Annotated in this window: 26 protein-coding genes; 11 read left to right on the forward strand and 15 right to left on the reverse strand. The window is 70.5% G+C overall.

All coding sequences use genetic code 11. The features are described from left to right. Positions 1-242 precede the first annotated feature (242 nt). Positions 243-1,334 carry a hypothetical protein gene (locus G7071_RS00570; RefSeq protein ID WP_166313710.1) on the reverse strand — a complete coding sequence of 364 codons (1,092 nt, stop codon included), beginning with the start codon at positions 1,332-1,334 and terminating at the stop codon, positions 243-245. Between the two features lie 107 nt (positions 1,335-1,441). On the opposite strand from G7071_RS00570, the gene G7071_RS00575 reads away from it, so the two are divergent. From G7071_RS00575 to G7071_RS00595, 5 genes are all read left to right on the forward strand, one after another. Continuing rightward, complete coding sequence (locus tag G7071_RS00575; protein WP_206062860.1) at positions 1,442-1,990, forward strand: DinB family protein; 549 nt, start codon at positions 1,442-1,444, stop codon at positions 1,988-1,990. Between the two features lie 183 nt (positions 1,991-2,173). Next, complete coding sequence (locus tag G7071_RS00580) at positions 2,174-2,929, forward strand: hypothetical protein (RefSeq protein ID WP_166313712.1); 756 nt, start codon at positions 2,174-2,176, stop codon at positions 2,927-2,929. 175 nt (positions 2,930-3,104) lie between these two features. Beyond that, positions 3,105-4,031 carry a 2,3,4,5-tetrahydropyridine-2,6-dicarboxylate N-succinyltransferase gene (gene dapD / locus G7071_RS00585; protein WP_166313714.1) on the forward strand — a complete coding sequence of 309 codons (927 nt, stop codon included), beginning with the start codon at positions 3,105-3,107 and terminating at the stop codon, positions 4,029-4,031. A 12-nt stretch (positions 4,032-4,043) separates the two neighbouring features. Further along, the gene (locus G7071_RS00590) at positions 4,044-5,039 is read left to right on the forward strand and encodes a VldE C-terminal domain-containing protein (RefSeq protein ID WP_246210268.1); all 996 of its coding nucleotides are present in this window, start codon (positions 4,044-4,046) and stop codon (positions 5,037-5,039) included. A 74-nt stretch (positions 5,040-5,113) separates the two neighbouring features. After that, positions 5,114-5,416, forward strand: coding sequence for a hypothetical protein (locus G7071_RS00595; protein ID WP_166313716.1), 303 nt, complete (start codon positions 5,114-5,116; stop codon positions 5,414-5,416). A 3-nt stretch (positions 5,417-5,419) separates the two neighbouring features. Here G7071_RS00595 and dapC read toward each other — a convergent pair whose 3' ends face one another. Continuing rightward, positions 5,420-6,583, reverse strand: coding sequence for a succinyldiaminopimelate transaminase (gene dapC, locus G7071_RS00600; RefSeq protein WP_166313718.1), 1,164 nt, complete (start codon positions 6,581-6,583; stop codon positions 5,420-5,422). Continuing rightward, a complete protein-coding gene (gene fdxA, locus G7071_RS00605; protein WP_166313720.1) occupies positions 6,580-6,906 on the reverse strand; it encodes a ferredoxin in 327 nt (108 codons plus the stop codon). Before fdxA ends, dapC begins: the two co-directional genes overlap by 4 nt. A 54-nt stretch (positions 6,907-6,960) precedes the next feature. On the opposite strand from fdxA, the gene G7071_RS00610 reads away from it, so the two are divergent. Beyond that, on the forward strand, positions 6,961-7,902 hold the full coding sequence (locus G7071_RS00610; RefSeq protein WP_166313722.1) for a GNAT family N-acetyltransferase: 942 nt from the start codon (positions 6,961-6,963) through the stop codon (positions 7,900-7,902). Positions 7,903-7,924: 22 nt separating this feature from the next. Here the strand turns inward: G7071_RS00610 and G7071_RS00615 are convergent, their stop codons facing one another. The 6 genes from G7071_RS00615 to G7071_RS00640 all read right to left on the reverse strand — a co-directional run bounded on the left by G7071_RS00615 (position 7,925) and on the right by G7071_RS00640 (position 13,076). Continuing rightward, on the reverse strand, positions 7,925-8,728 hold the full coding sequence (locus G7071_RS00615) for an esterase/lipase family protein (protein ID WP_166313724.1): 804 nt from the start codon (positions 8,726-8,728) through the stop codon (positions 7,925-7,927). 82 nt (positions 8,729-8,810) lie between these two features. Continuing rightward, complete coding sequence (locus G7071_RS00620; RefSeq protein WP_166313726.1) at positions 8,811-10,580, reverse strand: VanW family protein; 1,770 nt, start codon at positions 10,578-10,580, stop codon at positions 8,811-8,813. 10 nt (positions 10,581-10,590) lie between these two features. Beyond that, the gene (locus tag G7071_RS00625; RefSeq protein WP_166313728.1) at positions 10,591-10,989 is read right to left on the reverse strand and encodes a hypothetical protein; all 399 of its coding nucleotides are present in this window, start codon (positions 10,987-10,989) and stop codon (positions 10,591-10,593) included. 8 nt (positions 10,990-10,997) lie between these two features. Beyond that, entirely contained in the window at positions 10,998-11,903 is a 906-nt protein-coding gene (mshB, locus tag G7071_RS00630; RefSeq protein WP_166313730.1) for an N-acetyl-1-D-myo-inositol-2-amino-2-deoxy-alpha-D-glucopyranoside deacetylase, read from the reverse strand. Continuing rightward, the gene (locus G7071_RS00635) at positions 11,900-12,805 is read right to left on the reverse strand and encodes a DMT family transporter (protein ID WP_166313732.1); all 906 of its coding nucleotides are present in this window, start codon (positions 12,803-12,805) and stop codon (positions 11,900-11,902) included. The genes mshB and G7071_RS00635 overlap by 4 nt, the downstream gene beginning before the upstream one ends. Continuing rightward, positions 12,798-13,076 carry a hypothetical protein gene (locus tag G7071_RS00640; protein WP_425489406.1) on the reverse strand — a complete coding sequence of 93 codons (279 nt, stop codon included), beginning with the start codon at positions 13,074-13,076 and terminating at the stop codon, positions 12,798-12,800. Before G7071_RS00640 ends, G7071_RS00635 begins: the two co-directional genes overlap by 8 nt. A 39-nt stretch (positions 13,077-13,115) precedes the next feature. On the opposite strand from G7071_RS00640, the gene G7071_RS00645 reads away from it, so the two are divergent. Beyond that, positions 13,116-14,225 carry a hypothetical protein gene (locus G7071_RS00645; RefSeq protein ID WP_166313736.1) on the forward strand — a complete coding sequence of 370 codons (1,110 nt, stop codon included), beginning with the start codon at positions 13,116-13,118 and terminating at the stop codon, positions 14,223-14,225. Positions 14,226-14,229: 4 nt separating this feature from the next. On the opposite strand, the gene G7071_RS00650 is transcribed toward G7071_RS00645, so the two are convergent. After that, positions 14,230-15,039 carry a thioesterase family protein gene (locus tag G7071_RS00650; protein WP_166313738.1) on the reverse strand — a complete coding sequence of 270 codons (810 nt, stop codon included), beginning with the start codon at positions 15,037-15,039 and terminating at the stop codon, positions 14,230-14,232. A gap of 96 nt (positions 15,040-15,135) precedes the next feature. Beyond that, the gene (locus tag G7071_RS00655) at positions 15,136-16,458 is read right to left on the reverse strand and encodes a cytochrome P450 (RefSeq protein ID WP_166313740.1); all 1,323 of its coding nucleotides are present in this window, start codon (positions 16,456-16,458) and stop codon (positions 15,136-15,138) included. Positions 16,459-16,514: 56 nt separating this feature from the next. Here G7071_RS00655 and G7071_RS00660 point away from each other — a divergent pair, with 56 nt between their 5' ends. Further along, positions 16,515-16,880 carry a DUF3054 domain-containing protein gene (locus G7071_RS00660; RefSeq protein WP_166313742.1) on the forward strand — a complete coding sequence of 122 codons (366 nt, stop codon included), beginning with the start codon at positions 16,515-16,517 and terminating at the stop codon, positions 16,878-16,880. 100 nt (positions 16,881-16,980) lie between these two features. On the opposite strand, the gene G7071_RS00665 is transcribed toward G7071_RS00660, so the two are convergent. Next, positions 16,981-18,129 (reverse strand): S8 family peptidase, encoded by a 1,149-nt coding sequence (locus G7071_RS00665; protein ID WP_166313744.1) that lies wholly within the window; start codon positions 18,127-18,129, stop codon positions 16,981-16,983. Between the two features lie 109 nt (positions 18,130-18,238). Between G7071_RS00665 and G7071_RS00670 the strand changes: the two genes are divergently transcribed. After that, positions 18,239-18,595, forward strand: coding sequence for a VOC family protein (locus tag G7071_RS00670; protein WP_166313746.1), 357 nt, complete (start codon positions 18,239-18,241; stop codon positions 18,593-18,595). 9 nt (positions 18,596-18,604) lie between these two features. Here G7071_RS00670 and G7071_RS00675 read toward each other — a convergent pair whose 3' ends face one another. The 3 genes from G7071_RS00675 to ychF all read right to left on the reverse strand — a co-directional run bounded on the left by G7071_RS00675 (position 18,605) and on the right by ychF (position 21,445). After that, a complete protein-coding gene (locus tag G7071_RS00675) occupies positions 18,605-19,477 on the reverse strand; it encodes an alpha/beta fold hydrolase (protein ID WP_166313748.1) in 873 nt (290 codons plus the stop codon). Positions 19,478-19,573: 96 nt separating this feature from the next. Then, positions 19,574-20,341 carry a heliorhodopsin HeR gene (gene heR, locus G7071_RS00680; protein ID WP_206062861.1) on the reverse strand — a complete coding sequence of 256 codons (768 nt, stop codon included), beginning with the start codon at positions 20,339-20,341 and terminating at the stop codon, positions 19,574-19,576. Positions 20,342-20,368: 27 nt separating this feature from the next. Further along, positions 20,369-21,445, reverse strand: a complete 1,077-nt coding sequence (gene ychF / locus G7071_RS00685) for a redox-regulated ATPase YchF (RefSeq protein ID WP_166313750.1) — start codon at positions 21,443-21,445, stop codon at positions 20,369-20,371. Between the two features lie 73 nt (positions 21,446-21,518). Here ychF and G7071_RS00690 point away from each other — a divergent pair, with 73 nt between their 5' ends. Next, positions 21,519-22,052, forward strand: coding sequence for a PH domain-containing protein (locus G7071_RS00690; RefSeq protein ID WP_166313752.1), 534 nt, complete (start codon positions 21,519-21,521; stop codon positions 22,050-22,052). Further along, positions 22,049-23,647, forward strand: a complete 1,599-nt coding sequence (locus G7071_RS00695; protein ID WP_166313754.1) for a PH domain-containing protein — start codon at positions 22,049-22,051, stop codon at positions 23,645-23,647. Before G7071_RS00690 ends, G7071_RS00695 begins: the two co-directional genes overlap by 4 nt. Positions 23,648-23,657: the final 10 nt, after the last annotated feature.

Raw genomic sequence — 23,657 nt, forward strand, 5'->3', positions numbered from 1 at the left:
GGTGATCGATCTGACCCACGAGGACGACTCCCCACCTTCGGGTCGGGCCGCGGTACCACCTCGCTTGCGGCGTCTCCCGACGCTGCCACTCGTGCTGCACGGCTGTGACGGGCCCACCCGTCCGGTTCTAGTGAGCGTGTCGCCACGCCGTTCTTCCGGAGGCTCACCGCTGATGACGGCTCAGACGCCTGTGCCTGCGATCGTACGGCGCTGCCGCGCCCCAGCGCGAATCAGTTGACCCGTCAGCGCTGGCGTGTGGCCACGAAGACCTGCGACATCGAGCACGTCGGAGTGCTGAACGCGAACGTCCCCCGAACGCGACCGGACCTGACGGTCATGAGTTGCGCACCGAACCACCGGCTGCTGAGCTGGGTCACCTTGGCGGTCGCACCGCTCCGCGGCATGCGGAGCTCGACGGGATAGGTCGCCCGCTTGACGCCGGATCCCTCACACAGCACGGCGGACGTGCGCAGGCGCACCACCCGGTTCTCCTCGGTGACCTGGAAGCGCACCGAGCCGTCCTTCGACTCGTAGCGCCCCGGCAGTGGCCGCTGCGCCTCGATCTTGCGAGCCCTGAACGCATACGGCTGGTCGAAGGAGTCGCTGCCGACGTCGTCGCGTGCGGTGAGAGCCAGCTCGGAGTCGGCGATCCCGGGTGCGGCAAGGCGGGCGACCACCGGCCGGGTCTGCTCGGCGGAGACCGGGCCCACGACCACGTCCTTCATCCGAACCCCGGGTCCGGCGCCCGAGACGACGACCTTGGTGGTGGCTCGCACGTGCGCGGTGACCATGAGCAGCACCGGGGTCCTGCGACCGGCTGCGACGAGCAGGGGTGCCGCCGGCGCGGCCTGCGCCCCGGCGATCCGGTTGCGCTCGGACACCGGGCCGACGAGCCTGTCGGAGACGGCGCCGTTGACGATCACCACCGCCGTCATGCACGAGAAGTCGCCGTCCAGGTCGTCGAAGGGATAGCCGTGCTGCTCCACCGAGACGGTGTTGTCCGGCCCGACGACAGCCGCGGGCTCGGCAACCGTCACCAGCGGCTCGCAGCCGTGGGGATGTTGGCGACCGAGCGTCCAGTCGACCCGGAGGCTGGTGCCGGCCGGCACCTGACCAGCGAGCGTTGCGGTGGCCGACCACTCGCTGCGGACGGTGTCGGTGGAGATCGTCGCCTTCGTCAAGGTGCGCCCCGGGTCCGAGCTGGTCGGATGGCCGGCGTCGTGCGTCGTTGCCACGCCGTCGACCCCCACCCGGACGCTCTCCGCCTGCACCGGAACCGGTGACAGGAACAAGGGTGTGACCAGCAGGCTCAGAATGACTCCCCGTGTGCGCATGCCGGATGGTAGCCCTGCGGCGAGCCCTTCCGGGCAGTGTTGGTCGTGAGCCGGCGTGGGCGGCAAGTCCGTCGACCGAGCAGGCTCGTGTCTGCTTGGCTGCTCGCATGACGAAACCTGGCTTCGACGGCATGTGGCTCCCCCAGGCGGAGGACCCGAGGATGCAGCAGGGGGCGACGTCGGGCGAGCGCGAGTGCCTGGTCGGCTATCTGGAGCACTACCGCACGACGCTGGAGCTCAAGTGCGCAGACCTCAGCCCCGAGCAGCTCGGCACGCGCTCGGTGCCGCCCTCCAACATCTCCCTGCTGGGTCTGGTGCGGCACATGGCGCGGGTGGAGCAGAGCTGGTTCCGCCGCGTCATCGCCGGCCGGCCCGAGCTGCCACGGCTCTTCGGCGGCGCCGACGAGGACGCCGGCTTCAGCTGGCCCGGGGACACCGACGACGCGCTGGTCGCCGAAGCCTGGTCACTGTGGCGAGCGGAGGTCGAGCACGCACGCGAGGTGCTCGGCCGCACCGACCTCGACAGGGTCGTCGACGTGCACGGCCAGCCCACGGAGGTGCGCGACCTCATCGTGCACATGATCGAGGAATATGCCCGGCACTGCGGCCACGCCGACCTCGTGCGCGAGTGCATCGACGGGCGTGCGGGCCAGTGAAGCCGCCGTTCGGTCCACTGGTCCTCGCGCCGTGTCCCGACGGGTGACCTCAGCTCGTCGTTCGCCCCGCCGACGTTTCGTGACCCGCCCAACGGGTAGGAGAGGCCTGCCGGACACTGTGCCAAGCGTCATCGGCAGTTCAGTCAGATCACCCATTCAGTGCAACAGACGAGGAGCACAGACGTGCGCAAGTTGGCCACTCTCATCACCACCGCAGTCGCGGCCGGCGCCCTGGCGGCCCCTGCCTTGACCTTCGCGGCCACCACAGCCGGCGCCGCCACCCAGGTCGGCCAGACCCAGGTGTCCGCTGCTGCCCAGGTCAAGGCAGCCCGAGCCCTCACGCTCAGCAAGAGCAAGCCCGGCTCGCACTGGGGCCAGGCCGGTGTCATCGTCACGGCCAAGAGCAAGAAGAAGAGGGGCAAGATCACCTTCACGGTGGCGGGCCAGCCCATCAAGGAGAAGAAGAAGCTCAAGAAGGGCAAGGCCAAGTTCCAGCTGCCCTCGACGCTGGCCCCCGGCACCTACAAGGTGAGGGCCAAGGTCAAGGGGGTCGGCAAGGCCGCCACGAAGGTCGTGGTCTACAACTCCTCGCTCTCCCTCAGCGCACTCTCGTTCACGGTCTCCCAGTCGGCCAACTGCAGCACCTCCGACCCGGTCCTGACCGGACAGGTGACCTTCAAGGGCGGACACCCCAGCGAGGGCTACGTCGACGCCTACCTCAACGGTGACATCCAGGGCGGCAGCGCCTCCCCCGGCTACCTGACCTTTGACTCGGTCGAGGCCCCTGGCGCGTTCGACTTCGGCGTCTGCGACACCCTGTGGGACAAGGTCAAGGAGCTCGGCGTCGGCACCCACAACGTGAAGCTGCTCTACACGCCGACCGCTTCGTACGCCGAATACGTCTACTCCGACATGATCGCGATCACGGTCGTCCCCTGATCCATCGTGAGCAGGTGAGATCCGGCTGACACCAGGCAGCACGAGATCGGCATCGAGAGCCGTCGCCCCCCAAGGGCGGCGGCTCTCGTCGTCGTCGACCGACGTGCGGTGTCCACATCGAGGACATGGCTCGGGGTCCGCCAGGCGCCTTCGGCCTCCTCCGTAGGCTTGGCGCGTGACTGCTGCTTCCGGCTACGGCCTTGTGACCCTCGACGCCACCGACACCGTCCTCGACGTGTGGTTCCCCTCCCCCACGCTCGGCGAGCACGACGCGTCGGCGGTTCCCGCCGAGCTGAGCGCGCTCGAGGGCGACGACGAGCTCCGCGGCGTACGGCGTGAGGTTCGTCTGGTCGAGATCGCCGACCTGGACTCCCCGCCGACCGACACCGCCGACGTGTGGCTGCGGCTCCACCTGCTCTCGACGCGGCTCGTCGTGCCGAACTCCATCAACCTCGACGGTGTCTTCGGCCTGCTCACGAACGTGGTGTGGACGAGCGCGGGTCCGTGCGCCGTGGACGGCTTCGAGCTCACCCGTGCCCGGCTGAGGGCGGCCGGCCAGCACGTCACCGTCTTCAGCGTGGACAAGTTCCCACGAATGGTCGACTACGTCGTGCCGAGCGGGGTCCGGATCGGTGACGCCGACCGGGTGCGCCTCGGCGCCCACGTCGCCAGCGGCACCACCGTCATGCACGAGGGCTTCATCAACTTCAACGCCGGCACCCTCGGCACCTCGATGGTCGAGGGCCGCATCGTCGCCGGCGTGGTCGTCGGCGACGGGTCCGACATCGGCGCCGGCGCCTCGATCATGGGCACCCTGTCCGGCGGGGGCACCGAGCGCGTCAGCATCGGCCGAGGCTGCCTGCTCGGGGCCAACGCCGGCATCGGCATCGCGCTCGGCGACGACTGCGTGGTCGAGGCAGGGCTCTATGTCACGGCCGGCACCAAGGTGACGCTGCCCGACGGCGACGTGGTCAAGGCCAAGGAGCTCTCGGGTGCCGACAACGTCCTGTTCATCCGCAACAGCCAGACCGGTGCCGTCGAGGCCCGGGCCCGGGTGGGGACGGGAATCACCCTCAACGCGGCCCTGCACGCCAACGACTGAAGCACGACGACCATGGGCAGACAGGTGAGCCCCCGGCGACCCCGCAGACGCTGGGCCGGGCTGCTCATCGGTGCCCTGGTGGCAGCGCTCGTCTTCGTCGCGGTCGGTGTCGTGTTCGATCGCGGCGTCCGTCCTCTCATCGACCCGGCCGGCTGCACCGCCGAGGTCGGCGACCTCACCGTGGAGCTGAGCCACGAACAGGCCGAGAACGCCGCACTCATCACGGCCATCTCCGTCCAGCGCGGGCTGCCGGCCCGGGCTGCGAGCATCGCCCTGGCGACGGCCTACCAGGAGTCCAAGATCGTCAACATCGACTATGGCGACCGGGACTCGGTCGGCCTGTTCCAGCAGCGCCCGTCGCAGGGCTGGGGAACCCCCGAGCAGCTCACGGACCCCGTCTACTCGACCAACGCCTTCTATGACGCGCTGGTCAAGGTCGACGCCTACGAGACGATGGAGATCACCGAGGCGGCCCAGGAGGTCCAGCGCTCGGGCTTCCCCGACGCCTACGCCGACCACGAGGCCGATGCACGGGCACTCGCGTCCGCACTGACCGGCAACAGCCCCGGCGCCTTCTGGTGCGAGACCAGCGGGAGTGCCGACGAGGCCAGCGACCGGCTCGACGACGTCGGCCTGGTCAAGAGAGCAGCGACTGTGCGTGCAGATCTCGAGGCGGTCTTCGGCACCTTGTCCCTCGGTGGCTTCCAGGCAGGGGGTGTCAACAGCGGCCACATGACCGGCTCCGCCCACTACGAAGGACGAGCGATCGACGTGTTCGTCCGGCCGATCAATGCGGCGAACCGCAAGCGCGGCTGGGCGATCGCCTCCTACCTCGTCGCGCAGGCCGACCGGCTCTCGATCAAGACCGTGATCTTCGACGACCGGATCTGGCACGCAGGGTCCCGCTCGGACGCCGGCTGGACCGACTACGACGTGCCCGGATCCTCGCGCGGTGACCGCGCCATCCTCGAGCACCGCGATCACGTCCACGTCGACGTGTCCGACTGACAGCGGCTGGGAGAAAGATGAACTACCGTGGCCCGAACCGGGCACCGGCCCCGGGTCGACCCTGAGGACACTCGATGAGCAGCATGAGCTCCACCATCCTCACCATCGGCACGGCACTGAGCCGCGCCAAGGACGCCGACATCCCGGTGGAGCTGCTGGTCGCCGGCCAGTGGCTGAGCGGCATGGTCAGCTCCTTCGACGGCCACGGTCTCGTCCTGCACGGAGCCGACGACGGGCTCTCAGTGCTGCGCATGTCGTCCATCGACGTCGTCCGGGTGCGACACGCGGAGGCATTCGAGGGCACGCCCCAGGTCGAGGCCCACGCCGAGCCCGACGAGGCGCACCCGATGCCGGCAGCGCCCGGCGACCGCAGGTGAGACTCAGCCGGTCAGCCGCGCGACGGCCGCGTCGATGCGCTCGTCGGTCGCGGTGAAGGCGACCCGGACGTGCTGGGAGCCTGCGGCTCCGTAGAAGTCACCGGGCGCCACCAGGATGCCGAGGTCGGCGAGGTCGGCGACGGTCTGCCAGCAGTCCTCACCGCCTGACCCTGCCGCGCGCCGCGCCCACAGATAGAGCGACGCCTCGGAGTGGTCGATGGTGAAGCCCGCCATCATCAGGGCCTCCTTGAGCTTGGCCCGCCGCGCGGCATACGTCGCGTGCTGCTCGACGACGTGGGCGTCGTCCTCCAGCGCCACGATCATCGCCCGCTGCTGCGGCCCGGGCATCTGGAGTCCGAGGTTCTTGCGTACGGCGAGGAGCTCGCCGACCAGGGTCGGGTCCCCCGCCACGAAGGCGCAGCGATAGCCGGCCAGGTTGGAGCGCTTGGACAGCGAGTGGACGGCGAGGATGCCCTCGTGGGACCCCCCACAGATGTCGGGGTGCAGCACGCTGGAGGGTTGGACGTCCCACGCGCACTCGAGGTAGCACTCGTCGGAGACCAGGATCGTCCCGCGCTGGCGACACCAGTCGACGACCTTGCGCAGGTGGTCGGGGGGCAGCACCCGGCCGGTCGGGTTGGACGGCGAGTTGAGCCACAGCAGGCGGGGGACCTCGGGCCCGAACGCGGTCAACGAGTCGGTGGCGAGACCGCGGGCACCGGCCAGCACGGCGCCGACCTCGTAGGTGGGGTAGGCCAGCTCCGGATAGCCGACCAGGTCACCGGGGCCGATCCCCAGGTGACCGGGGAGGGAGGCGATGAGCTCCTTGGAGCCGATCACGGGCAGGACCGAGTCGAGGCCGAGGCCCGTCACACCGAAGCGTCGGGCCAGCCAGTCGATCGCCGCCTGCCGCGTCTCGGGCAGCCCGATCGTCGTGGGATAGCCCGGCGAGTCGGCGGCGTCGCGCAGCGCCTGCTGCACCAGGTCAGGGGTGGGATCGACCGGGGTGCCGACCGAGAGGTCGACGATCCCGTCCGGATGGGCCCGCGCCGTGGCGGCGAGGGCCGTCAGCTTGTCCCAGGGGAAGTCGGGGAGCTTCGTCGAGACTGGCGGTCGGGGGTTTGGTGACGGCCGCGGTGCGACCGCCTCAACCTCCGACGGACTCACTCGTCGTGCTCTTGGGGCGGCAGCGCAGCGACGATCGGGTGGTCCTTGTCGATCTCACCCATCTTGGCCGCGCCACCGGGGGAGCCGAGGTCGTCGAAGAAGCCCACGTTGGCCGTGTAGTACTCCTTCCACTCCTCCGGCGTGTCGTCCTCGTAGAAGATCGCCTCGACCGGGCAGACCGGCTCGCAGGCGCCGCAGTCGACGCACTCGTCGGGGTGGATGTAGAGCATGCGCTTGCCCTCGTAGATGCAGTCGACGGGGCATTCGTCGACGCACGCGCGGTCCTTGAGGTCGACGCACGGCTGGGCGATGACGTAGGTCACCGGATCCTCCTACTGGGGCACGGGTTGGGACGCCGCCAACCTTAGTATCTCGACATGCCGGACACGTCGGAACCCCACAGTGTGGGCAAGCACCTGCTTGGTCCCCACGTCGTGGGCCAGCGCGTGGTGGTCCGTCACCTGCTCCCCGACGGTCGCGCGACCGACGTCCTGGGCGTGTGCACGGCGTGGGGCGAGGATGCTCTCGTGATCGACCGGGAGGGCGTCGGGCCCGTGCAGGTCCGGCTGGCCGACCTCGTCACGGGCAAGCCGGTCCCGCCGCGCGCGTCCGTGCGCCAGCGAGTCTCGGCGCGCGAGGCCGAGGGACACGGGCTGGCGCTGTGGGCCGCGACCGAGCGGGTGGACCTGGGCGAGTGGGTGCTGCGCCATACGCCCGTCGTGGCCCCCGAGCGTCCCCGCAAGCGCGGCAACTCCGCCCTCGCCATGGGCGACGCCGGCGTGCCGCTCTTCCACGCCACCAACGTGGTGCGCAACTTCTATCTCGAGCGCGGCGCGACGCCGATGGTCCAGGTGCTCGTGGGATCGAGCCACGAGGACTGGTTCTCCTCGCTCGGCTGGGAGCCGGTCCCCGGCGGCGACTCGCACTTCCAGCTCGCGCCCCTCTCGCGCGCCCTGCGGACCTGCAACGCGCGGTCAGGTGCTCGAGAGCGCCGTACCAACGACGCAGGAGAGCAGCTGACAGCGCGTTGCAACGAGGAGGGGGACCGGGTCGAGGTGGTGCTCGGCGCGGGTACGGCGCGGGGCCGGGCCGTCCTCGACGGTGACTGGCTCGGCGTGCACGGCGTCTTCGTCGAGCCCGATCGCCGCCGCGCGGGGCTCGGGACGGCCGTCATGGCCGAGCTGCTCGACTGGGGTGCGTCCCGCGGGGCGACGACGGCGTGGCTGCACGTCGAGACCGACAACCACGCCGGCCTCGCGGCATACGAAGGAATTGGGTTCGTCACCCACCACTCCAACCGCTATCTCGCGGCGCCTTGATGCCCGGACGTGCGGATTCGGTTCAGGGCAGGCAGCTCGGGCGGAACGCCGGGTCGGCCGGACCGGGACGGGTCAGCGCGTCGAGCGCCCAGGCGATGGCGGGACCGTCCTGCGGGATCTGGACGTGCTCGGTGAGGTCGAGCCCGCAGGTGTCCTGGAGCACCACGTTGGTGACTCCGGGTCCCGGAGCGAGGTGACCGGAGTCGAAGGGCACGACGACCTCGTCGTAGCGCGTCACCACGTTGGTGTAGCTCACGTCGCCGAGTGATTCGTCTCCCGCGTTGAGCGCGGTGAGGAAGTCCGAGCCGGCGGCCTGCTGGGTGCAGGAGTAGCAGAAGGAGCCCGAGTCGCCCATCGAGTCGGAGCGCGAGGTGCCGTGGTTGGAGGCGGCCAGACCAACGAGGTCGTCGACCTTGTCGGCTCCACCGAGGAACTTGATGTAGTAGCGCGGCATCATCCCACCCTGGGAGTGGCCGACCATGCTCACCTTCGGCGCTCCGGTGGCGGCAAGGACCCGGTCCACGAACGTCGACAGCTGGGCCGCTGATTCCTCGATGGGGCCGGTGGCGCGGGACCCGTAGTCGAGGGAGTAGACGCAGAAGCCGCGCTGCTCGAGACGCCAGGAGATCCGGTCGAGCAGGCTCCGGCGGTCACCGAACGTGCCGTGCACGAGCACGACCGGGGTCGGCTGGGCAGCGGTCGGCGCGCAGGCCCAGTCGTTGGAACCGACCGGGTCGCCGACGAAGGCGTGGGCCGGCTGGGGCGCCAGCGCGACAGCGACAGCGAGCAGGACTGACGTCGTCAGGACAGCGAGGAGTCGGCGCACACCAGGTCCAACGAGGGGTCACCCGGGGAGTCACGCCGGCTCCGGAGGACCGGGACCGGGGCGCGGGGCGCGGGGGCGGGTCCTACTCGTCGACCGCGTTCGGGTTGGTGCAGATGACGGTGTCGCTGGGCGTGTAGGTGGTCGAGAACGTCTCGGGCTCACGGGTCTCGGTGTTGGCGCCTGCCGGCTCGAAGTAGCGCACGACGTCGATGTCGAAGCCGCCGTACCCCTCGTTGGGGTGGCACTTCCGGTCATCGATCCGGCGGACCTCCGCCTTGGTGATGTTGTGCCGCTCGCCGGTGGTGGTGGTGATGTTCCAGTGCTTGGTGGAATACATCGAGACCGTGACCACCCCGCTGGACGACGGGGTCGAGGGCGTGACGCTGGCCTGGATGAGCACGCCGTACGGCGTGTCGTTCTTGAACCTCAGGTCGACCGAGCCCCAGGCGACCGTGGCCTCGCGGCCGATCGGGTAGCGGTCGATGTAGAAGGAGTGGGGCTTGTGCTCGACGTCCTCGAGCCCGGCGAAGAACATCGCGTTGAAGGTGGTGGTCGCCATCTGCGAGACCCCACCGCCGAGGTCCTGGACGAGGATGCCGTCGGAGATGATGTAGCCCTTGGTGAATCCGTTGGCTACCGTGCGCTCGCCGACGGTCTCGTTGAGGCTGAAGGTCTCCCCCGGCTTGAGCACGGTGCCGTTGACCAGCTCCGCGGCCCGCCCGAGGTTGACGTTGCGGTATTCGGCGTGGGGGTAGTAGGTGGTGAACGTCGACACGCGCTCCTTGATCTGGAGAGCCTGGGCGTCCTTGGTGGTGAAGTCGGCCTTGTCGACCTTCGCGTCGACGGTCAGGGTCCGCTCGGGCCCGGGCGCCGCGACCACGTCGAGGAAGCCCGCCTCGACCTGCTTCTGGTCGAAGGTGACGCCCGGCTTGGCGGGGACCACCGTCGGCCGGCCACCGACGAGCGCGACGGTCGCGTCGACCGGCGCTCCGTCGGCGACGACACCGGAGACGACTTCGGCCAGCCTCTTGGGCTTGAGCACCGGGACGAGCTCGCCGTCGACCGGTTGGAGGCGCAGGGCAGCGGTGTAGTCGGCCGGGGCGAGCTGGACGCTCGACTCGCCGAAGTTGAGGGTGACCGGCCCGGAGACAGCCGGGTTGGCGAAGGCCTGCTTGGCCTCGGCGACGTCACCCTCGTCGACCTCGGGCACCGACTTCGACAGCTCGAGGTCAGGGACGTCCCCGTCGTCGGCCAGATAGCTCGCAACCAGGGCATCGCGCGTCGTCGCCGGGTCGAGAGCCCGGCCGATCCGCGGCTCCACCGTGGTGATGGAGGCGCCCTCGAAGCCCACCTTGCCCTCGCGGGGCGGGGTGCCGTGCTCCTTGTCGAGGGCAGCGAGGGCCTGTCCGAAGGCTTCCTCGTCGACGTCGATCTCGGCCTCGAAGTCCTGACCGCCGGTGAAGTAGTTCCACAACCGGACCGGGTCCCAGCTGCGCTCGCCGCCTGCCTCGGACACGGAGGCCTCGTAGTCCACGGCGATGCCGGCGACGTCGGGATCGACGCTGACCGGCTCGCCCTCGATCGTGATCTCGATCGGTCCGGACACCCGCTCCGCCAGCCCGGCCTGGAGCCGCTGCGCCGCCTCGGCCCGCGGGTGGCCACCGATGTCCACACCTGAGACGGTCGTGCCGCGGGGGACGTTGTCGGCCGCTGCGTAGTGGGCCGCGACATAGCCGCCCGCGACCAGCAGCGCCAGCCCCAGCAGCAGCCAGAAGACCACCCGACCACCCGCGCGGTCGGGTAGGTCGGCGTCCTGCTCGGCGACGTCGGACTGGTTGGCGAAGATCGGCACGGCCCCGATCCTAGGTTCTGCGGCCAACTTCTCCTTGATCGTCACCATCGCGCGGGGTGGGACTCCCGCGCCCCGGCAGCGTGACGAGAGCGACCAGGAAGACCCCGAAGGAGGCGATGAGCAGGGCGTATCCGACGGCATCGGCGGCGATCAAGTAGTCACCCTCGGGACGCGGCCACAGCGCAAGGCCGACCGCTGCCATCCAGCCGGCCGCGAAGGCCAGCCTGCGAGACCCTGCGGGTAGTGCCACGACGCCCAGGACTGCGGCGAACAGTCCGATCGCCAGTCCCCACCCCCACCGGTGCACCAGCGTCGCCGCGGCGCCGCACGCCGCACCCGCGACCAGCAGGCCCAGCACCGTCAGTGGCCCAAGCGCGCCGGCTCCCGGCTCCCGGACCGGCTCACTCACCGGCTCACTCACAGACCGGCGAACAGGTCGGTCTCGAGACCGTCCTCGCCCACCTGCCCACGCCGGCCCTTCGCCAGGACGTAGAACTCCTCCCCCCAGAACGCGTGACCCGACTCCGCACCGGAGAAGAAGAAGCCTTCCGGGTCGACCTGCGTGCGGTGCAGCTTGAGCGCGTCCATCTTGGTGTGCACGAAGTCGGTGCCGTCCACGCACGCCGCGATCTGCTCGTCAGGGGTCACGAACGGTCCCATCTCACCGTCCGGATCCATCCCCTCGAACGTCTCGGTGTCGCCGGACTCGCGGATCTGGCGCAGGCTCTGGCGCATCCGCGACTCGCTGATCGCGCACCAATAGATCTTGGCGATGTCGTGGGGCTCGCCGAAGGCGAGCTTGTAGGCCGGGGCCGCGGCCAGCGACGCGGCATACATCGCGACCCGGTGGGCCTGGATGTGGTCGGGATGGCCGTAGCCGCCGAACTCGTTGTAGGTCACCAGCACCTGTGGTCGCAGCTCCCGGATCACCTTCACCAGCTCGTCCGCGGCCTCGGTGAGGTCGGCGTGCCAGAAGGCGTTGTCGGGGACGACCTCTGCCGCGACCGCGTGTCCGTCCGCGTGCCAGGCCATGCCGGAGTCGTGGAAGCGACCGAACCCGCCCAGCCACCGGTGGTCGGTGACCCCGAGGTGGGCCAGCGCGTCAGCGATCTCACCCCGGCGGTGCGCGCCCAGGCCCCCGTCCCGCTCGTGGGAGAGGTGCAGCAGGTCAGGGACCAGCACCTCGCCCATCTCCCCCGCCGTGCACGTCACCACCGTGACGCCACGACCCTCGGCGACATATCTCGCCATCGTCGCGCCGTTGTTGATCGTCTCGTCGTCGGGGTGTGCGTGCACGAAGAGGGCACGCTGGTCGAGGCTCATGAGATCAGCCTAGGGGCCGCCCGACGGGTGCCGAGGGCTACGCCGACCACGGCGACGAAGAGGCCGAGGACCTCCAGCCCAGTGAGGGTCTCGCCGAGCACGAGCCAGGCCAGCACGGCTGTGACCGGCGGCGACAGGAAGAACAGGCTGGAACCCGATCCTGCACCCCCACGGCGCACGAGCGCAGCCAGCAGGAGCAGGCCGACGATGGAGTTCACGATCGCCAGGAAGGCGACCGCCAGGCCTCCCCGCACGGGATCGCTGACGGCATGGGTGCCCTCGAGCGCGAGGGCGAGAACGGCGAGGGGCGGTACCGACACCGCGAACTGCACCGCTGCCGCCCAGAGGGGATCTGGTGCGTGGCCGATCCACCGCTGGCCCAGGGTGCCGAGACTGAGCGTGATGGCACTGAACACCCCCAGCCCGACGGCCACCGGCCCGCCCGCGCCCTCGATGTCCGGGCCGAGCACGATCACCACTCCGGCCACCCCGATGACGAGCCCCAGCAGCTGTCGGGCCGAGAGCGACTCCTTCAGGAAGAGCGCGGCGAGGGCCGCGGTGAGCACCGGGGTGAGCGCATGGAGCAACGAGGCCAGGGTGGCGCCGAGGCCGGCGTCGAACGCGAGGTAGATCGCACCGAACTGCACCGCGTTCATCGCGAGTCCGGTCAGCCCGATCCGGACGGCGGTGGAGCGATCGATGCGCAGCGGCCCGCGCAACAGCCGCGCCAGCAGCAGGGCGATGGCCGCCGCCACGCCGAAGCGGAACGTCAGCAGCGTGAACGGTGCGACGTGCTGGATCCCGTAGGGGCCGGAGATGTAGCCCGACGACCACACCAGCACGAAGGCGACCGCCGGGAAGAGCGGCAGCGCGCCGACCGGGCGCACGGGCGCGTCAGCCAAGGGGCTTCTTGATCCGCTTCGGCGCGGTCGGCAGCTCGAGCGGCGGCGCGGTCGGCAGGGGCGTCTCGCTGTCCAGCCACCCGTCGTGCTCGTCGACCAGCAGCTCGAGCATCAGGTCGGGAGCATCGGTCACCACCGCCCACGGGTGACCCTCGTCGTCGTCCTCGCCGGACAGGAGCTCCCGGTCGACGACCGCGTCGAACCCGTTGGCGAGCAGGCGCCGTACGGCGGCGCGCGCGTCGTCCTCCTCGAAGAAGATCGCTCGGCTCACGGGCCCCATCCTCCTCGATGGTCCAACTAGGTTGGGCGCATGCTCACCGGCGACCAGCCTGCACCGTCCTACGTCCAGGGCGTCCACCTCCAGCGGACCGACGAGAACGTCCGCGAGATAGCCGCCCTGGCAGCCCTGCTGGGCGAGCCGGCGGGCCTGGACGGGCTGCTCGGCGACCTGAAGTGGCAGGCCCGTCGCAGCCGGGTCCCGGCACGGCTCCTGGGGCGTGCCGTCAGCGAGGCCTACACCTGGGACGCCTACGACCAGCGCGACCGGTCCTGGTTCCCCCAGGGCATCTCCACGAGTGCCGACGCCAGCGACACCGAGGACGTCGCCGGGCGCCGACTGCTCGTCACCACCTGGTATTCCACCGGCGGCGACGGTGTGAAGCGAGGCTCGCGGGTCACCTTCATCGACCTCGACACCTTGAAGTACCGCCACGTGCTGCTCGTGCACCCCGTCCTCGACCAGGACGCCAACCTCCAGCTCCGGCCGCTGAAGATCCACGCCGGCGGGATCGCCTGGGCAGGCTCGTGGCTCCACATCGCGGCGACGAGGCGCGGCTTCGTGAGCGCTCGGGTCGACGACATCATGCGGGTCCTCGGCGATGACGACCACCCCGACGAGATCGGCGTGGACGGACAGCGCGTGGCGTCCTACGGCCACCGCTACCTGCTGCCCGTGCGGTTCACCTACAAGGCCTTCACCGACGAGGGTCATCACCAGCTTCGCTACTCCTTCCTCTCCCTCGACCGCCGATCTGACCCGCCGGCCCTCGTGTGCGGGGAGTACAACCTGGGCAACGCGCCCAGCCGGCTCGCGCGCTTCCCGCTCGACACCGACAACTGGCAGCTCCACAGCGGCCAGGACGGGTTCTCGCGGCCCATCGCCCTCGACGACGGCGGGGTGGCGCGGATGCAGGGCGCGGTGCTGGCCGGGGGGCGATATCACCTCTCGGTCTCCAACGGCCGGTGGTGGCCGGGCACGATCCTGGCCGGCCAGCCGGGGCGGTTCAGGCCGCTGCGGCTGGCGTTGCCCATGGGGCCTGAGGACCTTGCCTACTGGCCCTCGACCGACCGGCTGTGGTCGCTGACCGAGCATCCCCGGCGACGCTGGATCGTGTCGATGGAGCGCTCACGGTTCGACTGAGCGGTCAGGGACGCGGCAGCCGGGCGAGCTGTCGGCTCTGGGCGACCAGGCGGTCGGCGGAGTCCCAGACCTCGCAGTCCTCCTCGAACATCCCGCCCGCCACGTTGCGGGTGCGGTGGCTGACCCGCAGCCAGCCCGGGGCGGGCCGGGCCCGCACGTGCGCCGTGAGCTCGAGCGTCGGCGCCCACCCCATCAGCCCGAGGTCGAAGGAGACGGGCGGCAGCGCGTCGACGACCATCAACAGCTGGATCGGGTCGGGGTCGCGCTCGCCGTTGAGGCGGAACCACGCCTGGATGTGGCCTTCGCCGCTCGGCGCACCCACAGCCCAGCCGACGCAGGCCGGGTCGAAGAGCATGTCGAAGCGGTCCATCAACGGCGCCATCTCACGCACCTCCGGCGGCGCCATCGAGTTGGAGAAGCACTCCTCGCGCGGCGGCAGGACAGGCGGCTCGGCAGTGGTGCGGACATCGTCGGGGAGACGGCCGAGGTCGCCATACGTCGCCAGGACGGTGATGCGGCTCTCGTCGCCCTGCTCCAGGTCGGCCGCGAGCGTGGCGACGCTGCCGCCGTCGCGGATCACCCGGGTGGAGATCGTCGCCGGTCCGGGCACGGCAGCCGAGAGGTAGTAGGCGCTGACCGAGAGGGGGTCGGGCTTGCCCGGCGCGGTCCGGCCCAGAGCGTTGCCGATGGTCGCGAGCAGGTAGCCACCGTTGACCCCGCCTCCCACCACCCAGCCGTCGGAGAGGCTGGCGGCGAACTCGCCGGGGGCGGACTGCGTGAGGGCGACGTGGTCGTCCCACTCGATGATCGTCATGAGCGCGAGCCTAGGCAGGAGCGCTGCTGCCGATGGCTGGGGGTCGCTCCATGGGAGTGGATCGGCCCGGCGCCCACGGCATGGTCAGGGTCAGGGTCAAGGTCGCAGGATCGCCGGTTGCGTCTCGAAGCCACGCAGGAGCCGGGTCGTACGGCGCTGCGCACCCGGCAGCAGGCGCAGGTCGGGATAGCGCTCCCACAGCGAGCGGAGCCCGATCTCGCCCTCCATCCGGGCCAGGGCCGCGCCGAGGCAGTGGTGCCGCCCCGCCGAGAAGGAGATGTGGTCGCGGGCGTTGGGACGCGCGACGTCGAAGGTCATCGGATCGTCGAAGACCTCGGGGTCGCGGTTGGCCCCCGCCAGGACGGTGGTGACCATCGAGCCTGCGGACACCGCCCGACCGGCCACCACCGTGTCGCGAAGCGCCATCCGACCGGTGAGGAGCACGGGTGGGTCGACGCGCAGGACCTCCTCGACGGCGTTGGCCCACAGGGAGGGGTCGTGCTCGAGGAGCTTGCGCTGCTCGGGGTGGTCGTGGAGGAGCGCGATGCCGTTGCTGAGCAGGTTGACGGTGGTCTCGAAGCCGGCCGCCAGGACGAGTCCGGCCGTCGCCTTGAGCTCGAGCTCGTCGAGGCCACCGTCCTCGTCGCGCACTGCCACGAGCTCGCTGAGGAGGTTGTCCCCGGGGTTGCGCCGCAGGTTGTCCAGGTGCACCGTCAGCCACTGGTCGAAGGCCTGCAGACCCGCCCGGACCCGGCGGTGCTGGGCATAGTCGAGACCGAGGTCGAGGCTGGGGGCTGCGGCCTCGCCGAACTCCAGCACGCGGGGACGGTCCTCCTCGGGAACCCCGAGGATCTCGGCGATGATCGTCAGCGGCAGCTGGCTGCAGTAGGCCTCGACCAGGTCGACCTGGCGGCCGCCTCGACCCTCGAGGTCGTCGAGGAGACGGTCGGCGACCTCCTGGGTGCGGTCGGTGAGCTTCTGCACCGCCCGCCTCGTGAAGACACGCATCACCAGCTTGCGGTAGCGCGTGTGGTCCGGGGGCTCGGTGACCAGCAGCGACGGCGGCTCGACCGGGTGGAAGCCGCGCATCCCCGACCACACCGCCAAGCGGCCGATCGCCCCGTCGCTGCCCGGGAAACCGCTGCGGAAGTCGTCACTCGTCAGGACCTGGCGAACCGCTGAGTGCGAGGTCGCGACATAGCCCATGACCCCCTTGTAGAGCGGGCCTCGGGCTCGGATCTCCTCGATCACCTCGGTGGTGCGGTCCTCCCCGTTGCTCCGGCTGCGGATCAGCGCCGCCTGCAGGTCGCCCCTGGACTCCGCCCGCCCGATGAACACCCGGGGCACGCCATGGGCGACCCCCCAGTTGATCGCCGACCGCACCTCGTTGCCAACGCCCTGCAAGACCATCGTGTCCATCCCTCCGCTGCCTCTGCGGGAGAAGATACCCGCGGTACGCCACGTAGTGTCGCGGCGTGCGCAACGGATCCTGGCTCCCGGTCGACCTCGCCGCCGTCAGCCTCTTCGCGGTCGCGGGACGCCTGAGCCACTACGACTCCCTCTCGCTCGGCGGCTGGTGGGCCACCGCATGGCCGTTCCTGCTTGCCACCGTGCTCGCGTGGGCAGTGCTGCTGCTGGTGCGCCGCCCGGGCGGGACGGTCGCGGCCGGCGTGCTGGTGTGGCTGGTCACGGTGGTCGGGGGCCTGCTGCTCCGCGTGTCGAGCGGCCAGGGCACAGCCACGCCATTCGTGGTCGTGGCCACGGTCGTGCTGGGTGTCCTGCTGGTCCTCCCCCGTCTTGGCCTGCGCCGGCTCGGGCGCGGAGAACGCGAGCGGACCTGAACTTCCACGCATCGGCGTGGAAGTTCAGGTCCGACGAGGGGTGTGAGCCCGAACTTCCACGCATCGGAGTGGAAGTTCAGGTCCGGACGAGGGCCGTCAGTCAGCCGCGGGACTTGCCGCCCTTGCCGCCGCCCTGGCCGCCCTTGCCGCCGCCCTTGGTGGACCCGTCGGTCGAGGTCGGCGTCGCCGTGACCGGGGTGGCCACGGCCGCCGCGGCGTCGACGATGCCCCAGCCGAAGACCGGGGAGTAGACCCCGGTGACGTCGGTCAGGGGTTGGCGTGCGGTGTCGAGCAGCGCGGCCTCGACGTCGGCCAGGGTGCGGCCCTGGGCGAAGAGCAGGGCCGCGACCCCTGCGACATGGGGGGTGGCCATCGACGTACCGGCGTAGAAGTCATAGTCGCTCTCACCGCACGCCTCGCTGCCGGTGCCCAGCGGCACGGTCGAGACGATGTCGTCCTCGCAGAAGAGGGTGCCGGCGCCACCGGGTGCCGAGACCGCCTTGAGGTCGGTCTTGTTGGGCAGCTCGGAGAACCAGCTCTTCGTCTCGTTGCGGTCGGTGGAGGCGACGCACACGGCGCCCGGCTCGAACGCCGGGGTGTTGCAGAGCGGGGTGGCGGAGTTGCCGGCGGCTGCGATCACCGAGACGCCCCGACTGTTGGCATAGGCGATGGCCTCCGGCACCGAGCTCTCGAGACCCGTCAGGGTGAGGGCCTGGGTCCCGGCGAGGCCGCCGAGGCTGAGGTTGATGACGTCTGCGCCTTTGTCGGCCGACCAGCGGATGCCGGCGGCGATCTCCTCGAACGAGCCGCTGCCGTCCTCCAGGACCTTGACCGGCAGGATCTTGGCGTCCGGCGCGGTGCCTGCGACGCCGAGGCCGTTGTCGGTGACTGCCGCGACGATGCCGGCGACGTGGGTGCCGTGCTCGTCGGCGTTGTTCTCGCCGTCCGGACCACGGAAGTCACCGTTCCCGCACGGTGACTGGCCCTTGCAGCCCGTGAACGTCGCGCCCTGCAGCAGGTTGGCCCTCAGGTCCGGGTGCGTGAAGTCGACACCGGTGTCGACAACTGCCACGACGGCGCCAGCGCCGGTGGACGTGGGCCAGGCCTGCTCGGCTCGGACCTGGTCCAGGCCCCACTGCAGGTCGCGCAGCGGGTCGCTCGTCGCTGCGTGGGCGGTGCCGTGCTGCAACGCGCCTGCCAAGGTGAGCGGGAGGGCGAGAGCGAGGGCTGATCTGAGCGTACGGCGCATAGGGCATGCCTTTCCGTCGGGACTGTGCTTCGTCTGAGGGGTCCAACGGGCAGGACGTCCTGAGGTCACGGCGCTGGACTCGGCGCCGCGTGGCTGATCGACTCACCCCATGCAGATCGAGCGCATCGTCCCCGACCTGACAGTCGACGACCTGGCTGAGGCCGTGCGGCAGCACACGGAGGTACTGGGGATGCAGGTCGTGATGGACCACGGCTGGATCGTGACGCTCTCCGATCCGGCCGGCCATCAGCTGAGCCTGATGACCGCCGACGCCACGGCCTGGCTCAACCCGGACGTGTCGGTCTTCGTCGACGACGTGCACTCGGCGTATGCCAACGCGCTCTCGACCGGCGTCGAGATCGTCCACCCGCTGACCGCGGAGGAGTGGGGGGTCACGCGGTTCTTCTACCGCGACTCGTCGGGCCGCGTCGTCAACGTCGGTGCGCACACGTCGACGGCTCGGTGACGCTCGGCGTCAGGTGTCGTCGGCCGCGGTCGGTGGGTGATCGGCCGCGCCCTCGGCGATGAACTCGCGCAACAACCGCGCGAACCGGTCAGGGTCGTCGAGGTGGGGGAAGTGACCCGCGCCCTCGAACAGCTCCACACGGCAGTCGGGGACCGCGCTCTGGGCGCTGAGCGCGTGCCAGGCCGGGATCATCCGGTCCTTGGAGCCCCACACGATCAGGGTCGGGATGGGGTCCACGGAGCCGAGGTGGTCGTAGGCGTTGATGCTCTGGCCGCCGATGTCGATCACGGCCCGTGTGGTGGCGAGGAAGGCGCGGCGGCTCTCGCGGTCACCGAGCGAGGTGAACCCGCGCCAGATCGCACCGACGTCGGCGCCCGGTCGCCAGCCGACCTTCTGCGCGCCACGTCCCAGCGCCTCGACCCGCGCCAGGACGGGCGCCGAGGCGGCGACACCCAACACCTGCTGGGCGCCGGGCAGCGTCGCCGAGCGCAGGACGAAGTTGACCTCGCGCCCGAGGCCGCCGCTGGCGACCAGGACGAGGCGGTCGACCCGCTCGGGGAAGAGGTAGAAGAACTGCATCGCGATCCCGCCACCGAGGGAGTGCCCGACGAGCGTCACGCGCTCGATGCCCAGGTGGTCGAGGAGGTCGCGCAGGGTCGCGGCGTGCGAGCTGAGCGAATAGTCCCCCGTCGGTTTGGCCGACTCGCCGTGCCCGAAGAGGTCGGGCACGACGACCCGGTGCTCGTCGTCCATCTCGTCGACGAGGTGGGCCCACTGGCCCTGCGACCCGAGGATGCCGTGGATGAAGAGCACCACCGGGCCGGAGCCGCTGTCGACGTAGGAGAGCTCGTGGCCGTGGAGCTGGACCTTGTGTGGAGCCATGTGCGCCATGGTGGGTGCTCCTGAGCGTCGAGGGGGTGGTTACTCAACCGTAGCCCCGTCGGGCTCCAACTTCTCAGGGTCCGGGAGCGGCGTTGGTCACCCTGCGAGCGTGCCGCCGAAGACCTGCCACGCCAGCAGCGACTTCGCGACGAGGCTGAGCACGATGTAGATGTTCTCACCGAACAGGTAGTCGGCCCAGCGACCTCGGGCCCTGTACTGCAGCACCTGGTTGAGGGCGAAGATGTTGAAGAACACGAACAGCGACACGATGATCGCGTAGACGAACCCGGGCGGGCTCGCGTCCGACGCGCTCTGAGGAGCGATGGTGTAGACGACGACCGCGATCCACGGCACCACCCCGGCGATGCAGCCGAACCAGAACGGCAGCCAGCCGCCGCTTCCGGGCTGCTCGTACTTCTCCTGCAGCCAGCCGAACAGGATCATCGAGGCGTTCACCCCGATGATCGCCAGCAGCGCGGTCACGTCGGCGATCCCCACCAGCTGCGCGATCACGACCATCATCAGCGAGGACGACACCGAGTACTCGACCCAGCGGGCGCGGTTGATCCCCCGGCTCAGGTCAGTGACATATCCCCGCCACCACAGCGTGGAGACGATCAGGTGCGCCAGGGCGGACAGCGCCAGGAACGCCGCCACCGCGAGCCCGGTCGACAGGTCGAACAGGACCACGGGATCCTGCGGTGTCGTCCCGGGCGGGCCGGCCAGATAGCTGGCCGTGACCGGGAGCGCGAAGTCGGTCGCCAGGACGAGGACCACCACGGCCTGCACGACGTGCAGGGCCGCGGCCGCGAGGTTGAAGCGGCGCAGGCTGCGCTGGCGTGCGGGTGAGATCTGTGTCGTCACCAGACGAACCTAGCGGTCGAGATCGACTCACACGTTGAAGCGGAACTCCACCACGTCGCCGTCGGCCATCACGTAGTCCTTGCCCTCCATGCGCACCTTGCCGGCCTCCTTGGCCTTCTGCATGGAGCCGGCCGACATCAGGTCGTCGAAGGAGACGATCTCGGCCTTGATGAAGCCCTTCTGGAAGTCGGTGTGGATGACCCCGGCGGCCTCGGGCGCGGTAGCGCCCTTCTTGATCGTCCAGGCCCGCGTCTCCTTGGGGCCGGCGGTGAGATAGGTCTGCAGCCCCAGGGTGTCGAAGCCGACGCGGGCGAGCTGGTCGAGCCCCGACTCGGTGATGCCCATCTCGGCGAGCATCTCGTGAGCCTCCTCGTCCGAGTCGAGCTCGACGAGCTCGGACTCGAACTTCGCGTCGAGGAAGATCGCCTCGGCGGGCGCGATGATCGCCCGCATCTTGTCCAGCAGGGCGACGTCGGAGAGCTCGTCGGCGTCGCAGTTGAAGACGTAGATGAACGGCTTGGCGGTGAGCAGCGACAGCTCGCGCAGCAGCTCACGGTCGATGGTGGTGTCGATGATCGGCGTGCCGCCCTCCAGGGCTGACAGCGCCATACGCGCAGCATCGAGGACCGCCGCCTTCGACTTGTCGCCGCGCACCTCCTTCTCCAGCCGTGGGATCGACTTCTCCACCGTCTGGATGTCGGCCAGGATCAGCTCGGTCTGGATGGTGCCGATGTCGGAGGCGGGGTTGACCTCGCCGTCGACGTGGGTCACGTCCTCGTCGCGGAAGACGCGGGTCACCTGGCAGATCGCCGAGGACTCGCGGATGTGGGAGAGGAACTTGTTGCCCAGGCCCTCACCCTGCGAGGCGCCCGCCACGATGCCGGCGATGTCGACGAACTCCACCGTCGCGGGGAGGATCTTGGCCGAGCCGAACACCTCGGCGAGCTGGGGCAGGCGCTCGTCGGGCACCCCCACCACCCCGACGTTGGGCTCGATCGTGGCGAACGGATAGTTCGCCGCCAGCACGTCGTTCTTGGTCAGGGCGTTGAAGAGGGTCGACTTGCCCGCGTTGGGGAGACCGACGATGCCGATGGTGAGGGCCACGGGCGGGGAGTCTACGGCCGGGCCGGACCCTCGGGCGAAACGTCGACAGCCAGCATCGTGAAAGGCTCCGACCATGATCCCGGCAGCGTCCCAGCCGTCCCCCGACACGCACGTCGACATCCCCGTCGCCCTGCGCGAGCCGGCGCACCAGGTCTCGCCGCGCGCAGTTCCCTATTGGCGGGTCACGGCGCTGATCACCGCCTCGGTCGTGTGGATCGCCGCCCTCACGACCTATGCCCTCGTGCCTCAACGTCCTTGGTGGTCGACCCTGCTCCTCGCGGTGGCTCTCCTCGCCCCCTTGGCCCACGTCCTGGTCATGCCGACGCTGCGGTTCCGGATCCACCGCTGGGAGGTGACGCCCACGGCGATCCACACCCGCGCCGGCTGGCTGACCATCGAGAACCGGGTGGCGCCCCTGAGCCGCGTGCAGACGGTGGACTCGACCCAGGGCGTGCTGATGCGCGTGTTCGGGCTGGCCTCGCTGACCGTCACGACCGCCTCCGCCGCCGGTCCGATCACCATCGACTGCCTCGATCACGAGGACGCCCGCCGGCTCGTGCAGGAGCTCACCGAGATCACCGGCGCCTCCGAGGGCGACGCCACGTGAGCGAACCCGGCGCGACCGGCCCGTCCGCCGACCCGGCGGCTCCAGCCGCCGACCCCGCGGCTCCAGCCACCGACCCCTGGCGGCGCCTGTCCCCGCGGATGCTGCTGATCAACCCGGTCAAGGTCGTCGGACAGTTCGCCTTCCCCGCCGTCGTCGCCTTCGTCGGGATCAGCCAGGGGGATCGTGGCATGCCGTGGTGGGCGGTGCCGATCGTCGTGATCGGCACGCTGGTGCTCGGTGCGATCCCATGGCTCACGACCTTCTACCGGACCACCGACACCCAGCTCCAGCTCCGGCAGGGGTTGTTGAACAAGAGGACCAAGACGGCGCCCCTCGAGCGGATCCGCAGCGTCGACCTCGAGGCATCGCTCCTCCACCGCGTCGTCGGCGTCTCCAAGGTCCAGATCGGCACCGGTGTCGACGACGACCGCATCAGCCTCGACGCCGTCTCCCGCGAGGTGGCGTCGGCCCTGCGGTCGAGCCTGCTCTCTCGTCGTACGCCGATGGGCGACCCGAGCACCGCAACCGCCTCCGACGACCGGGCCGAGGTGGCGCCCGAGCTCCAGGCGCCGACGCGACCAGCCGAGGTGCTGGCCGAGATCGATTGGTCCTGGATCCGGTTCGCGCCCTTCAGCCTGGCCAGGCTCGTCCTGCTCGCCGCGGTCGCCGGTGTCCTGGGCCAGGTCGGCGATGAGCTGCCGATCGCGGCGGTGGCGGGGTCGGCCTGGGCCTGGGTGCTGCAGTTCGCCCTCCCCCTCGTGATCGCCGGCCTCTTCGTCGCGGGACTGACCAGCTGGGTCACCGTCGCCGTGACTGGCTATGTCGTCCAGTGGTGGAACATGCGACTGACCCGCGACGCGGGCTCGCTCCACCTGACGGCCGGCCTGCTGACGACCCGCTCGATCACTGTGGAGGAGCAGCGGGTGCGGGGGGTCCGGCTCACCGAGCCGGTGCTGCTGCGGCTGGTCGGAGGGGCCGAGCTGGCCGCCCTGGCCACCGGGGTGGGCTCAGGGGGCGTGACGGCGATCCTGCCTCCGTGCCCCGACGAGGTCGCCCGCCGCGTGGGCGCCGACGTGCTCGAGCACCCCGAGCCCATGACGGTCCCGCTGGTCAGCCACGGACCGCGAGCCAGGCGCCGCGCATGGCTGCGCCACCTCGACAACGCCCTCGTTCCTCCCGTCCTGGTGCTGGTCGCGATGATCTGGGTCGACGTGGCCTGGTGGGTTCCGCTGGCAGTCCTGGCCGTGTCGGCACTGCTTGCCGTCGTGGTGGCGGAGTCGGCATACCGCAACCTGGGGCATGCCACGACCTCGGAGCACCTCGTGGTGGGCAGCGGCGAGCTGACCCGCGTGCGCACCGTCCTGGAGAACGACGGCATCATCGGCTGGGTGGTGAGTGCGTCGTGGTTCCAGCGCCGCGCGGGGCTGGTGACGCTCACTGCCACCACGGCCGCCGGGTCCGAGCGGGTGGTCGCCCGGGACATCCCGCTGACGACCGCGATCCAGGTCGCTGACCGATCGACGCCGCAGCTCCTCACCGCCTTCCTCGCACCCACGCCCGGACGAGCGGATGCAAGCGCCCCTCCGGTCAGGTGACCGGAGGGGC

The organism is Nocardioides piscis, assembly GCF_011300215.1.
In the GTDB taxonomy this organism is placed as follows: domain Bacteria; phylum Actinomycetota; class Actinomycetes; order Propionibacteriales; family Nocardioidaceae; genus Nocardioides; species Nocardioides piscis.